Annotated in this window: 15 protein-coding genes; 2 read left to right on the top strand and 13 right to left on the bottom strand. The window is 61.6% G+C overall.

Annotated elements, in window-relative coordinates; translation table 11 throughout:
- Positions 1 to 9: 9 nt before the first annotated feature.
- Positions 10 to 1,299: a guanine deaminase gene (gene guaD, locus BUA42_RS04680; protein WP_072776486.1), complete on the bottom strand. Its 1,290-nt coding sequence runs from the start codon at positions 1,297 to 1,299 to the stop codon at positions 10 to 12.
- Between the two features lie 130 nt (positions 1,300 to 1,429).
- Here guaD and mgtE point away from each other — a divergent pair, with 130 nt between their 5' ends.
- On the top strand, positions 1,430 to 2,824 hold the full coding sequence (mgtE, locus tag BUA42_RS04675) for a magnesium transporter (protein ID WP_072776485.1): 1,395 nt from the start codon (positions 1,430 to 1,432) through the stop codon (positions 2,822 to 2,824).
- The gene (locus tag BUA42_RS04670) at positions 2,821 to 3,381 is read left to right on the top strand and encodes a 5-formyltetrahydrofolate cyclo-ligase (protein ID WP_072776484.1); all 561 of its coding nucleotides are present in this window, start codon (positions 2,821 to 2,823) and stop codon (positions 3,379 to 3,381) included. The genes mgtE and BUA42_RS04670 overlap by 4 nt, the downstream gene beginning before the upstream one ends.
- Before the next feature lie 54 nt (positions 3,382 to 3,435).
- Here BUA42_RS04670 and BUA42_RS04665 read toward each other — a convergent pair whose 3' ends face one another.
- The 12 genes from BUA42_RS04665 to BUA42_RS04610 all read right to left on the bottom strand — a co-directional run bounded on the left by BUA42_RS04665 (position 3,436) and on the right by BUA42_RS04610 (position 12,877).
- A complete protein-coding gene (locus BUA42_RS04665; RefSeq protein WP_072776483.1) occupies positions 3,436 to 3,750 on the bottom strand; it encodes a DUF1272 domain-containing protein in 315 nt (104 codons plus the stop codon).
- A complete protein-coding gene (locus BUA42_RS04660) occupies positions 3,743 to 4,144 on the bottom strand; it encodes a SpoIIAA family protein (protein ID WP_072776482.1) in 402 nt (133 codons plus the stop codon). Before BUA42_RS04660 ends, BUA42_RS04665 begins: the two co-directional genes overlap by 8 nt.
- 70 nt (positions 4,145 to 4,214) lie before the next feature.
- Positions 4,215 to 4,721 (bottom strand): GNAT family N-acetyltransferase, encoded by a 507-nt coding sequence (locus BUA42_RS04655; protein WP_072776481.1) that lies wholly within the window; start codon positions 4,719 to 4,721, stop codon positions 4,215 to 4,217.
- A 64-nt stretch (positions 4,722 to 4,785) separates the two neighbouring features.
- Positions 4,786 to 5,751: a cupin domain-containing protein gene (locus BUA42_RS04650; protein WP_072776480.1), complete on the bottom strand. Its 966-nt coding sequence runs from the start codon at positions 5,749 to 5,751 to the stop codon at positions 4,786 to 4,788.
- A 47-nt stretch (positions 5,752 to 5,798) separates the two neighbouring features.
- On the bottom strand, positions 5,799 to 6,761 hold the full coding sequence (locus tag BUA42_RS04645) for a nuclear transport factor 2 family protein (RefSeq protein ID WP_072776479.1): 963 nt from the start codon (positions 6,759 to 6,761) through the stop codon (positions 5,799 to 5,801).
- Positions 6,758 to 7,771, bottom strand: a complete 1,014-nt coding sequence (locus BUA42_RS04640; RefSeq protein WP_072776478.1) for a LacI family DNA-binding transcriptional regulator — start codon at positions 7,769 to 7,771, stop codon at positions 6,758 to 6,760. Before BUA42_RS04640 ends, BUA42_RS04645 begins: the two co-directional genes overlap by 4 nt.
- On the bottom strand, positions 7,768 to 8,526 hold the full coding sequence (locus BUA42_RS04635) for an SDR family NAD(P)-dependent oxidoreductase (RefSeq protein ID WP_072776747.1): 759 nt from the start codon (positions 8,524 to 8,526) through the stop codon (positions 7,768 to 7,770). Before BUA42_RS04635 ends, BUA42_RS04640 begins: the two co-directional genes overlap by 4 nt.
- A gap of 77 nt (positions 8,527 to 8,603) precedes the next feature.
- On the bottom strand, positions 8,604 to 9,212 hold the full coding sequence (locus BUA42_RS04630; protein WP_072776477.1) for a hypothetical protein: 609 nt from the start codon (positions 9,210 to 9,212) through the stop codon (positions 8,604 to 8,606).
- A gap of 14 nt (positions 9,213 to 9,226) precedes the next feature.
- Entirely contained in the window at positions 9,227 to 9,655 is a 429-nt protein-coding gene (locus BUA42_RS04625) for a VOC family protein (RefSeq protein ID WP_072776476.1), read from the bottom strand.
- Complete coding sequence (locus BUA42_RS04620) at positions 9,634 to 10,647, bottom strand: ester cyclase (protein ID WP_072776475.1); 1,014 nt, start codon at positions 10,645 to 10,647, stop codon at positions 9,634 to 9,636. Before BUA42_RS04620 ends, BUA42_RS04625 begins: the two co-directional genes overlap by 22 nt.
- Before the next feature lie 74 nt (positions 10,648 to 10,721).
- Positions 10,722 to 12,047: a histidinol dehydrogenase gene (hisD, locus tag BUA42_RS04615; protein ID WP_072776746.1), complete on the bottom strand. Its 1,326-nt coding sequence runs from the start codon at positions 12,045 to 12,047 to the stop codon at positions 10,722 to 10,724.
- 89 nt (positions 12,048 to 12,136) lie between these two features.
- Positions 12,137 to 12,877 carry an alpha/beta hydrolase gene (locus tag BUA42_RS04610; RefSeq protein ID WP_072776474.1) on the bottom strand — a complete coding sequence of 247 codons (741 nt, stop codon included), beginning with the start codon at positions 12,875 to 12,877 and terminating at the stop codon, positions 12,137 to 12,139.
- Positions 12,878 to 12,908: the final 31 nt, after the last annotated feature.

The raw sequence follows: 12,908 nt of genomic DNA, 5'->3' as shown, positions 1-12,908 counted from the left end.
AACATCCGATCACGCGCGCTGCTCTCCTATCACCCAAACCCCTGCCACCGCCCGGTCATCGCCCATCATGATGGTTGGGAAGACGGCCTCCCAGATGTCCTGTGCCAGGGCGCTGCGTTGGGCGATGGCAGGCGTGGACGCGAGGTCGAGCGCAATGAAGTCGGCCTCAGTCCCCGGTGCCAGTGTGCCGATGCGATCCGAAAGACCCAGGGCGCGCGCAGAACCTTCGGTGGCGAGCCACAACAGGGTCGACGGATGTAACGTGGCACCTCGCAGCTGGGCGACCTCATACGCCGCCGCCATTGTTCGCAGCATCGAAAAGGACGAACCGCCCCCGGTGTCAGTGGCGAGCCCCACGCGCTGACCTTCGGCGACCAGCCCGGCCATGTCGAACAGGCCGGACCCGATGAACGTGTTCGACGTCGGGCAATGAACCAGCGCCGCGCCGACCTCGCGGAGGCGATCGCGTTCGCGAGGCTCCAGATGGATCGCGTGGCCGTAGACGCCGTTGGCCCCTAGCAAACCGAAGCTTTCATAGGTGTCGAGGTAATCGCGTGCGTCGGGGAAAAGCTCGCGCACCCAGGCGATTTCGTCGGTCTGTTCGCTTAGATGCGTTTGCATCAGGCAATCCGGGTGCTCCGCCCATAGGGCGCCAAGTGCTACCAGTTGCTCTGGCGTCGATGTCGGTGAAAACCGGGGCGTGATTACGTAAGACGCCCGCCCCTGCCCGTGCCAGCGCTGCAACAATACCTTGCTGTCATCGTAGGCTGATTGGGCCGTATCGCGCAGTCCGTCTGGTGCGTTGCGATTCATGCAGGTCTTGCCGCCAAGAACCCGCATGCCCCGCGATGCAGCTGCTTTGAAGTAGGCGTACACGCTGTTGGGATGGATCGTGCAGTAGCTACACATCGTCGTGGTGCCGTTTGCCAGCGCGATATCCAGATACCGTCCTGCGACCTCTTCCGCGTAGTCGGGATCGGCAAACCGCATTTCCTCGGGAAAGGTGTAGGTGTTCAGCCAGTCGATCAGCCGCTTACCCCAGCTCGCGATGATCGCAGTTTGCGGATAGTGGACATGCGCATCCACAAAGCCCGCCATCAAGAGTGACTGTCCATGGTCCACGATCTTGGCCTCGGGGTGCGCTTTGCGCAAATCGTCCGCAGTTCCGCGCGCGAGAATCAGTCCATCCTGCACCGCAAGCCCTCCCCGGCTGTTATGCACGGCGGCTTCCGGGCCATCCAAAAGAGGATCGCCATCGAACCAGAGCGTCTGACCAAGGTGGAGGGTGATCGGTGACATGAAGCGCGCCTTTTTGAACTTTGCCCAGAAACTCTATCTTTTCGTCAGACACGGGTAAATTGCGGTCGTCCCCTATTGCTTTGCCGGGGGATGACGTACATGTGGCGCTAGGGATTTGGAGAGGGTCGAGATGAGCGAAGATCAAACCATCGAAGCCCCCGAGGCAGAAGAAGCAGACACCGCCTACAGCCTTGATCGCAAGGCCGTGGCGCAGATTCTGTACGCGGTCGATCTCGATGATCGCGACCAGCTTGTCGAACTGATGGACCCGCTCCATCCGGCGGACATCGCGGACCTTCTCGAACAGATCAACGCTTTCGACCGGATGCGGTTGATCAAGCTCTACGATAAGGAATTCGACGGCGAAATCCTGTCGGAACTGGACGAGTCGATCCGTGAAGAAGTGATCGGCATCCTTGCGCCCGAAGTTCTGGCCGACGCGGTCCGAGAAATGGAAAGCGACGATGTCGTCGACCTTCTCGAAGACCTCGATGAACCCCAGCAAGAAGCGATCCTCGAAGCGCTGGAGGACAGTGATCGCGTTGCGGTCGAGCAGTCGCTTACCTATCCGGAGTACTCCGCCGGCCGCCTGATGCAGCGCGAGGTGGTGATGGCCCCCGAGCATTGGAATGTCGGTGAAGCCATTGATTATCTGCGCAATTCTGACAACTTGCCGGATCAGTTCTACCATATCACGCTGGTCGATCCCAAGCTGCGCCCGGTTGGAAATGTCACTCTGGGCAAGCTCATGGGATCGCGTCGCGAAGTGCTGCTCAAGTCGATCATGGAGGACACGTTCCACGTCATTCCGGTCGATCAATACGAAGGCGACGTGGCGTACGCATTCAATCAGTATCACCTGATCTCGGCCCCCGTCGTCGATGAAAACGAGCGCCTCGTCGGTGTCATCACCATCGACGACGCGATGATCGTGCTGGACGAAGAGCATGAAGAGGACGTGTTGCGCCTTGCCGGTGTGGACAGCGAAAGCTCTTTGTCGGACCGCGTGGTCGACACGACCAAGCGGCGCTTCCCTTGGCTTTTCGTGAACCTGATCACCGCCATCCTCGCCAGTCTCGTCATCGCGCAATTCGAGGCGGCGATCGCGCAGGTGGTGGCTTTGGCGGTTCTGATGCCCATCGTGGCATCCATGGGGGGCAACGCGGGCACCCAATCGTTGACGGTTGCGGTGCGTGCCTTGGCGACGAAAGACCTGACCGGATCGAACGTCTGGCGGGTTATTCGACGAGAGGTGCTTGTGGGCCTGATCAACGGAGCCGCGTTTGCAGTGATCATGGGCATCGTCGGGGTGGTCTGGTTCGGCATGCCCCTGCTCGGTTTCGTCATCGCCGCTGCGATGGTGATCAATCTGGTGGTGGCCGGTCTGGCCGGGACGGCGATCCCGGTGGTCCTTGAAAAGCTCAAGATCGACCCGGCACTGGCCTCCGGTGCCTTTGTGACGACGGTCACGGATGTGGTTGGGTTCTTTGCCTTTCTTGGATTGGCGGTGGTGGTGCTTCTGTGACGCAAGAGGCGGTGAAGGCAGAGGCGCGGAAGGCCGCCTTCGCCCGACGCAAGCAGGCACATGACATGAACCTGCCGGGCGCAAGTGGCCGCCTGAGCGAGATTCTGGCGGGGTACCGGGGTGTGCCCCTTGCCGGGTACATCCCCATTCGAACGGAAATCGATCCGCTGCCCGCGATGGCAGAGGCCGCTGCACATGGCCCTGTGGGAGTGCCGGTGATCCGCGAGGCGGGTCAGCCCTTGGTGTTTTCGCGATGGGAACCGGATTGCGCCATGGTTGATGGACCGTTTGGCGCGCCGGTTCCGGCGGATGAGGTTCTGATGACGCCCGAGTTGCTAATCGTGCCTTTGGTGGCGTTCTCCCGCGATGGCGGTCGGCTAGGCTATGGCGGCGGGTTTTATGATCGGACGCTGGAGCAGTTGCGGTCGTCGCGCCCGACTCTGGCGATCGGGTTTGCCTATGCCGAGCAGGAAGCGACCGACCTGCCACTGGAGCCGACGGACCAGCCCCTTGATCTGATCGTGACGGACCGCGACGTGATCGAAGTGACCCGATAGGACCGGAACGGACCCAATGTTTCGCGCGCGAAACAATGGGTCAGCCCCTATGTCCTAGCGTTGATCCGGCGGGATGTCCTTCAGCCTGTTACTGAACTCGGCGACCTCTTTGGCAGACCATTTAGAGTGCTTCCGCGTTGTGCTGGCAGGGTTGTTCACGAGCCCGAGCTTCAACGTCTCCCGATGTGCGGCGCGAGGCCGGATGGGTCGCGGAACAAACCCACCGCCGCAAGTTGCGCAGACGTTATGCAGCACGGTTTCCACGCATTTGGCGCAATATGTGCATTCGTAAGAGCATATGCGCGCATCAGCGGCATCCGGCGGCAGGTCCTTGTAACACCATTCGCAGTTCGGGCGAAGTTCAAGCATCCTCGCTTGTTTTCTCCGGTTGCGCTGAGACCCCGCCAAGCCAGGCTTCGGCGGCCTCTTCCTCGTCCAGATCGAACGCCTTTATCTCGAGTCCGGGAAAAAGCGCGCCTTCGACTTCGGCCGCAGTTCGGATCCACGCCGCATCCGACAGGACGGCACACCGGTCAAACCGACCCAAAAGGCCGAACAGCTTGGGCAGACGGGCAAATTCGGCCGCCAGCGCCCCGAAATCGGGGAACGCAAAGGTCGTGATCTTGTACAGCATCACGCCTTCGTTCACGTCCTCGGACAGGTGCAAGAGATCATCCAATCCCTTGGCCATTTCTTCAGAATCGATCCGACCCGACACTTCGAGATCGACGCGATTTGCGGCTTTTTTGGTAACTTTCAGCATAGGTTCCTCCACTCCTGGAAGACGACTGAAGCAGACCTTGCCGTCGAGGACTATGACCCAAATCAATCCATCAGAGCATGCGCACCATAAAGACGGCCGGAAAGTCGATCCCGGGCCGCAATGGCACATTTATGTCGCCCTGTGCGACAAATCCCATCGCTTCGTAAAACGGCACCGCGGTCAGGGTGCTTTGGCAATGCAGTTGCGTCATGCCCGAGGCGTGGGCGTGCAATGCGATGTAGTCCATCAGCTTGCGCCCGATCCCTTCGCGCGTGCGGCGATGATCGGTCGCAACGTGGCGGATGTGGCCGATACCCCGGCTGCCCGGTTTTCCGCCCGGAGCCTGCATTGTCCAGCCGCCCGCACCGACGATGTCGTCCCCGTCACAGACGACGAAAAACGTCCCCGACGCGATCAGCGCCAGTTGCGCCTTCGAGATCAGCGGCACGGCGGTCACAAGGACCGATGGCGAATAGTCGGGCTTCAGCAGGACGGGATAACTCTGGCCGAACAAGCGGTCCAGATCGTCGATATCCATCGCCTCGGCCGGGCGCAGTGTCAGCGTGTCATTCGTCATCGGTCAGCCCGTGATTGATCTTCCATCTGGAAGATAGGACGGGCTGGAGTTCAGTCCAAAGCCCTTAGCCGGTCCAGGTGGGTCCTGCAGGATCGCCGGTCGACCGCACGCGATACATGGACGCCTCGCCGGTCATGGCCGGGGTCACGCTGTGGGCCAGACCCGGAGGCACGGCGACCGTATCCCCGGGGTTCAGAGCGGTGCTGCCACCGTCCCAAGACAATCGCCAATGCCCGCGCACCGGCATCAGCACCTCATGCGTGTCGACGGTGTAAGGCGCGTCCGGGATGGACCCGCGCGTGATGAAGTCCACGTCGAAACCGGGGCGATCCCTGAGCTTGCCGTCCGGGCCGATCACCTTCGCAGGCGTCTTGTTCGCCAACGCCATGAGGTCCCAGTAGCGCGCGACATGGCCGGGAACCACGTCTGAGGTGGTGGGTTCAGGGAAGGTCGCCAGCTCTTCCTCGGTCAGCAGCGGCATCGGCTTGATGCCGTCTGGAAGGGATTGACCCTTCTTGCTGTCGTACAGCTTTCCGTTCTCGCCCAGGACAAGACCGTGATCCTTGGCATCCTCGATCACCTGCGGGGCCCATATCACGCCGCCGCCCGCATCGTCGCCGCCGAGGATAGCCATGATCATCCCGTAATCAGTGCCGATGTTCTCGAACCCTCGGAAGATGCCGGTGGGGATGTTGAAGATGTCACCCTCTTCCAGAACGACCTCCCCCGCATTGCCCCACCGCCCCCAGAAGAACCGCCAGCGACCCTTGAGGACAAAGAACACCTCGGCCGTGCGGTGACTGTGCAGGGAGTTCTGGCATTTCGGCGGCTGACCTGCCGCACCGATGTTGAAACCGGGCGTTTCCGTGATGTGCACGTGCTGGTCCGCACTTTCCGAGACACCGCCGCCGATGATCGTGAAGTTTTCCTTCTGATCGCTACCGGGTGTGTGCGCGTCGATGAACGCGGTGCGGCAGGGGCGCAGGTCGCCGTAACGAACGATGCGGGCTTCCATCTCTTGCGGGGTCATGTTGTGGGTTCCCTTGGTCTGCGCGCCGATTGGCGCGTGTGGTCGTGTCAGCCCTGATGGGCCAAAATCTGCATCCAGATCGCGGTTTCGTCGTAGAGCGTCCATTCCCGGCGCAGACCGCGCGGACCAAATTCCGCGTGACTGATCCCCATGACGTGTACGTCGGCCCCGGACGGAGTACCGAACGCGCCCCAACCGTCATGTTGGCCGGTGAGTGACCAGCGCACGGCGGCGCGCGGCGGCATCATCGGGTCTTCGAGGCCGATCTGATGATGGATTTCGAACTTTGCGGACGGAAAGGCAGATCGCAGCCCCAGCCAGAAAGCGTCAACGCCATCGGTGCCGTGGACTGTCTGTCCGCCCGGGAATTCAGCCTGAACCGCACGGTCGTACTGGTCGGGAATGACCGAAAACTCGGCCTCCATGATCCGCGTCAGAAGCATGCCAAACGCTTGCCCCCACTGGTTGTCGTTGCCGCTGCCGGTATACGGCCCCTGTACATCAACCTCGGGGCGGAAGGGCTGCGTTTCAGGGTCGAGGGATGCCACGCGGGCCTGCGCCCAGTCTTTCGGATCATAGCCCAACTGCCGCACGATCGCGCCGTTGTCGCGGATCAGCCATTCGTCGCTGATCATGTTGTTCTTGGCATAACAGTCCGCAATCGCGCGCAGCGTGATCTTGCGCCCGGTGGCCGGACCGAACTGACCGTCGCAGACATGTGTGGCCGTGGAGAGAATACGATGCGAAGACAGCATCCCGACCTCGGGCGTGCCGGACCAGATCACATCCTCACCCAGAAGCTTCCGGTCCGGAAACTCGTGCACGGTCGCCATCGTCGCCGCCGTCATCGCCGGTTCTCCGAAACCGATGCCCGCAGGGGTCCGGACGATGACATCCGGGTGATAGTAGTCCTTCATCCGTGCGCCAAGACCGCGATCCTCCCAGATCTCCTTGGTGATGCCGAGGATGTAGTCGGGAAAATCCGCGAACTTGTTGTCAAAGCCTCTCATTGCAAGCCTTCCGGTTTTCGGGCCGATCCGCGCAGGATCAAGGGGCCGTCGATTTCTTCGATCTCCGCTTGGGCGGATTTGTCTTCGATTTGGTTAATCAGCGCCTGCACCGTGGTTTTGACCATACGTCCAACCGGCTGCCGCACCGTAGTGAGGCTGTAGCCCGCCCAGGCCGCCATCGGCACATCGTCATACCCCACGACCGAGACATCCTCGGGGATGCGCAGGTTCAACGTGAAGCGCAGATGATCCATCACCGCGAAGGCCATATGGTCATTGCCGACGAATAGCGCGTCGACCCCAGCCCCGGCCAGCTTGTCCGCAGCTTTGACGGCGTCCTCATGCGTATAGCGACCGTCTTCGACGCCGACGGGTTCCTGCCCACCTTCGGCCAGCGCGTCGAGAAAACCCTCCGTCCGGTCACGCCCCGTCGAGGACCCCTGCCAACCGCTGACATGGCCGATCCGGGTATGGCCACCGGCAAGAAGGAATTCCGCCACCTTGCGCCCGCCTGCGCGGTTGGCTGAGGTGACCTGCGCCAGACCGCTGCCTGTCTGCCCGCGATTGAAAAGGACCACCGGAATGCCAGCCGCCTCGCACCGCGCGGCCAAGGCATCGCTCAGCCCTACGCTCGCAAGGATCATGCCATCGACCTGATGGTCGAGCATCTGTTGCACCACGCGGTCGATATCGGTGTCGTCCGCCGTTTCGGGCACCGTGAACACCAGAGTATGGTAGCCTTCGTCCTGCAAGACACGGCTGAACCGTTCGAGCGCATCGGGGTAAAACGGGTTGCCCAGATAGGCGAACACCATCCCGATGATCCGGCTGCGTCCGGTGATGAGAGAGCGGGCAAGCACATTGGGCCGGTACCCCAACTCTGCCGCCGCCGCGCGTACCTTGGTCGCGGTGTCCTTGCTGGCCGAAGCGCCGGAAAACACACGGCTGACCGCCGATTGACTGACCCCGGCGCGTTCGGCCACGTCGAATGAGGTCACGCGCTTGATCATCCGGCGGTCCAGCCTCCGTCCACGAGGATCGAGGTGCCGGTGACCAATCCGCTGGCGTCAGAGGCGAGGAAAACGCAGGCCCCCATGATGTCTTCCACCTGCCCGACGCGCGGCAGCTTGATCTTGCTGTCGATCCAGGCGCGCTTTTCGGGGTCGTCAAAGGTCGGCTTGGTCAATTCGGTCAGGATAAAGGTCGGGCAGATCGTGTTGACGCGGATATTCTCCGGTCCCCACTCGATCGCCATCGCTTTCGTGATGCCCTCGACCGCATGTTTCGTGCCGCAGTAGACAGCGCGCTCAATGCCGCCGACATGGCCCATCTGACTGCTGATCTGGATGATCGACCCGCCCCGCCCGACCATCTGTTTCGCAGCGGTCTGGGCGAGAAAGTAGGCGGCCTTGATGTTGATCGCGGTGACGGCGTCGAAATCCTCGGGCGTGGTGTCGAGGGCCGGGCTGTGCCGGGCCAGACCCGCCGAGTTGACGAGGATGTCGATTTGGCCGACGGTGCCGAACGTCTCCCGCACCGCATCAAGGTCCGTCACATCCAGGACCACGGCCTCGGCGCTGAAGCCCTCTTGCGCGATCTCGTTGACAGCGGTCTGCACCTGCGCCGCCCCGCGCGCGGCGATGACGACGTGCGCTCCGGCTTCGGCCAGCGCGACGGCACAGCCAAGGCCGATACCGCGCGATCCGCCCGCGACGAAAGCGCGCTTGCCATCCAATCGGAACGAAGGTGTCTTGGGCAAGGTCATGGCACGGGCTCCGGCGCTTTGCATAGGTGTGCAAAATTCACGCTACTCCTGCCGCCGCGCGCTGTCCAGCCCTTGCGTCAGGGGTATGTGATGCCGCGAAAGGGCGGAAAATTAGCGTAGCGTCCGGCGCGCTCAGCTGCCGTTTCAGGCGGGTCTTCCCCACCCCGGATCAACGTCCCTTTCGGCGCGATGTAGCTGTCGATCCGCCGCTGCGAAACGGGTCGCCAAGACAGGTTGAAGGCGCAGAGTTTCGGAAAGAACCACGCATCGGCAAATGGCAGATGATCGTAGAGCCACCACGCCAGATCACGCCAGTCCCGGCCCTCGTCGTACTGATCCGCGAACCACGGGATGACAAGGCTCGCCCCCGCAACCGGCGTGTCCGGCAAGTCCCAAATGTGACATTCAAGCGGATAGTCATTGCGCGCGCAGTTCAGCTTGTTCTCATTGCCAAATCGGTTGAGGTCGGCGGATCGAAATCCAGACCTGACGGCGATCCGTCCAAATGTCTCTTCCAATGGATCGAGCAGGGTCTCGCAGAACGCGCGGCCGCGTTCGATCGCCAGATCGGGGGTGTCGGGGATGTTCTGTCTCTGGTGGAAGTTGCCGATTTCGGAGTAGAGAAAATCCCGCATGTAGAAATACTTGGACAGCCGTACGCGCCCGAGAGTCTCAAGGCTCCACATGCTGGCGGGGCGTCTCAATAGCCGGTCCACCGAAAGGCGTGATCCTCATTCCTCAACGGCGAAAACGGATTGTGCGCCACCTCCCAGATATGGCCTTCCGGGTCGCTGAAATAGCCGTGATACCCACCCCAGAACACCTCTTGCGGTGGTTTCAGGACGGTTCCGCCCGCCTGCTCCACCCGCTGCATCACCGCATCCACGTCGTCCCGCGACGGTACGTTGTGGCCCAGCGTCATGCCGCCATGACCCAGTTGGGCCACGTCAACACCGATATCCTCGGCGAGCTTGTCGAGAGGATAGAGCCCAAGCGTTTGGCCGATCAGGTCAAAGGCGATCACGCCGTCCTGCGTCTCCACCCGCTTCCAGCCAAGGGCCTCGTAGAACGCTGCAACGGCCTCCATGTCGCGCACGCCCAGCGTGATCAGCGATACCCTTTGCTCCACTTCAGTTCCTCCATGCGCGCAAACACGTCGACACCAATCTGCGCGTAGACGTGCAACAAGTCCACCAATACCCAGTTCTCGCGGATCAGCCCATTCTCGACGCGCCAGAAATCGAGACTGCGCATGGTGATCTTCCGTCCCACACGCGGGATGCCCAGAAACCCGTCGCCGGAGAGCGTTTGCTGCATGTTCGGCCAGCCGGTGACACCGACAAACGCGCCCTCGGCCATGAAATGATGTTTGGTGCCTTCTGGATGCTTCCCGCGATCCGGCATCGCGTTGAGAAACGGGATCTGATGGACCTTGCGAAATCCCGTAACACCGCGCGTGGTGCCGATGCCCGCCGGTCCGTACCACATGAATTTCGGGTGCCAGAAGCGCTCCAACTCCATGACCTCGGGCCCGCCGTCCTTCGGGTGCCGCTGCAGGGCCAGCAGCATGTCGACAACATGCTGCGCGTTGGCATCCGATGCTGCAGGATCATGCGGACCCAACCCGTCCTGTGTCATTGGTGCCGGGGCATACATGAACCGACCGAGTTGCGGCGCCATCGGCCACACACTGGCTTGCATCATCATCTCGGGGATGTCCCAGATCGCCTGCACCTCAACGCAATGCCCGTCCTCGATGCGGAAGAATTCGTGAAACCGCAAGAAAGCTGCGCCATTCGTCGGCGGGATGCCGAGCCACGGATTGACCCACGTCCCGATGTAATGTCCGGCGGACCCGATCCACATCGCGCCATCCGCGTCCCGGCCCGCGATGCGAATGAAGTCGACGCGTTCAAGGTCTGGCATGGCCGACAAAAGCGGCCAGAACGCGCCTTCCCAGGCAGACCGCGCGCCTCGAAAATCCCCAATGGGATGGCACATTCGCACCGATACGTCCGATGCAAACGCGGCAAGGGCGTTCTGGAGATCTACCGTGGAAAAATCGCGCAAGGCGGCAAATACAGGCGCCATCACCGCTTTGGCCGCGTCGCGCTCAGACATGACGTCCCCTGCTTCTCTGTTTCACAAATACCTCGGGGAGTGTGAGGGGCTGGCCCCTCACGCCTGCCCTAGCCTTACTCGGCTGCGTCGCGATAGGGCGCGCCTTCTCCATAAGGCACATTTACACCGCCGTAGCGCCGCACGCGGACATTGCACTGTTCCGCATGGCCGACGAAGCCCTCCAGCATACAAAGCCGCGAGCCATACTCGCCGATCAGCGTCGCCGCCTCATCGGTGGTGATCTTCTGATAGCTGTGGGTTTTCAGGAACTTGCCCACCCAAAGACCACCGGTGTAACGGCCTGCCTTCTTGGTAGGCAGTGTGTGGTTGGTGCCGATGACCTTGTCGCCGTTCGACACGTTGGTGCGCGGGCCAAGGAACAGCGCGCCGTAACAGGTCATGTTGTCGAGATACCAGTCGTCGCGATCCGTAATCACCTGCACATGTTCGGAGGCGATATCATTCGCCACCGCGAGCATCTCGTCGTGATCGGCGCAGAGGATGACCTCGCCGTAGTCCCGCCAACTGACAGACGCGGTATCGGCTGTGGGCAGGATTTTCAGAAGCCGGTCGATCTCGACGAGCGTTTCTTCTGCCAGCTTTCTCGAATTCGTCACCAAAACGGCGGGCGAGTTGTAGCCGTGCTCCGCCTGACCCAGCAGGTCTGTCGCACACATCTCGGCGTCGACCGTATCGTCCGCGATCACCATGGTTTCCGTCGGCCCCGCAAAAAGGTCTATGCCGACCCGCCCGAACAGCTGTCGCTTGGCTTCGGCCACAAAGGCGTTGCCGGGACCAACAAGCATGTGCACGGGATCAATCGTCTCCGTACCGATCGCCATCGCGCCGACCGCCTGAATACCCCCCAACACATAAATCTCGTGCGCGCCACCCAGATGCATCGCGGCGATCACCGCAGGGTTGGGTTTGCCCTGCCAGGGCGGCGTGCAGGCGACGATGCGCGGGACACCCGCCACGCTGGCCGTCGCCACCGACATATGCGCCGAGGCGACCATCGGGAATTTTCCGCCGGGCACGTAACAGCCGACCGATTGAACGGGAATGTTCTTGTGGCCAAGGATCACACCCGGGAGCGGTTCGACCTCGATGTCGAGCATCGAGTCGCGCTGCGCCTGGGCGAAATTGCGCACCTGTTCCTGTGCGAACTTGATGTCATCAAGCTCGCGCGGCGTCAGCTCTGCGATCAGCGCATCGATGTCGTCTTGGGTCAGTCGGAAGCTTTCTGGAGTGTATTTGTCGAACTTTTCAGCCAGCTCCCGCACGGCGGCGTCACCGCGCGCCTCAATGTCGGCAAGCGTCGATTCGACCACCGCGCGTGTTTTGGCGTCGTCTTCGGCCCGCTCGGTTTCGGGTTTGCCCCGCTTGAGATACTCGGCCATCTTCATCTCCCCAGATTACCTCTCGGGAACAAGCATAGCGAGGTGCCGGAGCCTCTCAAGCGAATTTTGCAATCGTATGCAAAAACCGTCTAACCGCCCACCTCTTCGATTGCGATCTCGATATGGCGGAGGTTTTCGGGTTCTGAAAAGCGGTGATCCGCGCCTTTGACCAAGGTCAGGCGCAGGTTCGGGCTGTCGATGTGGTCCAACAGCCGCAAAGCGGTCTCTCGGGAAACCGAGGTATCTTCGGTCCCCTGCAGCAATCGGACCGGAAACGGCATCGGCAATGGGCTGCGCAGGACCAACTGATTGCGGCCATCTTCGATCAGGCGCTTGGTGACGATGTAGGGCTCGTCGTAATCCGACGGCAGCGCAACCTGCCCGTCCTCCATGACCGCGCGCTTTTGGTCCTCCGAAAAGTTCGTCCAAAACCCGTCTTCCGTGAAATCCGGCGCCGCTGCGATGCCGACGAAGCCTGCAACGTTGGACAGGCGCCGCGTCATCAATGAGGCGATCCACCCCCCCATGGATGATCCGACAAGAACAACCGGCCCGTCTGTCGCCGCTTCGATTACCGCTTGCGCGTCTCCGGCCCAGTCGCCGATGCATCCGTCTTCGAACATCCCGCCTGAAATACCGTGACCGGAGTAATCGAAGCGCAGGAATGCACGGCCCGTTTCCCGCGCCCACGCCTCCAGATGCACCGCCTTGGTGCCTTCCATGTCGGATTTGTAACCGGACAGAAATACGATGGTCGGGTCTTTGCCGTCGGTTTTCACATAGGCCAGTCGCGTGCCGTTTGGTCCGTCGATGTGGGTGATGTCTGTCACGTCTGCCTCCCTCGGGTTTTGGGCGACTTTA

This window comes from Marivita hallyeonensis, from assembly GCF_900129875.1.
Lineage (GTDB): Bacteria > Pseudomonadota > Alphaproteobacteria > Rhodobacterales > Rhodobacteraceae > Marivita > Marivita hallyeonensis.
Note: the sequence above shows the minus strand (reverse complement) of the source record. Positions and strands in the feature narration are given on the sequence as shown.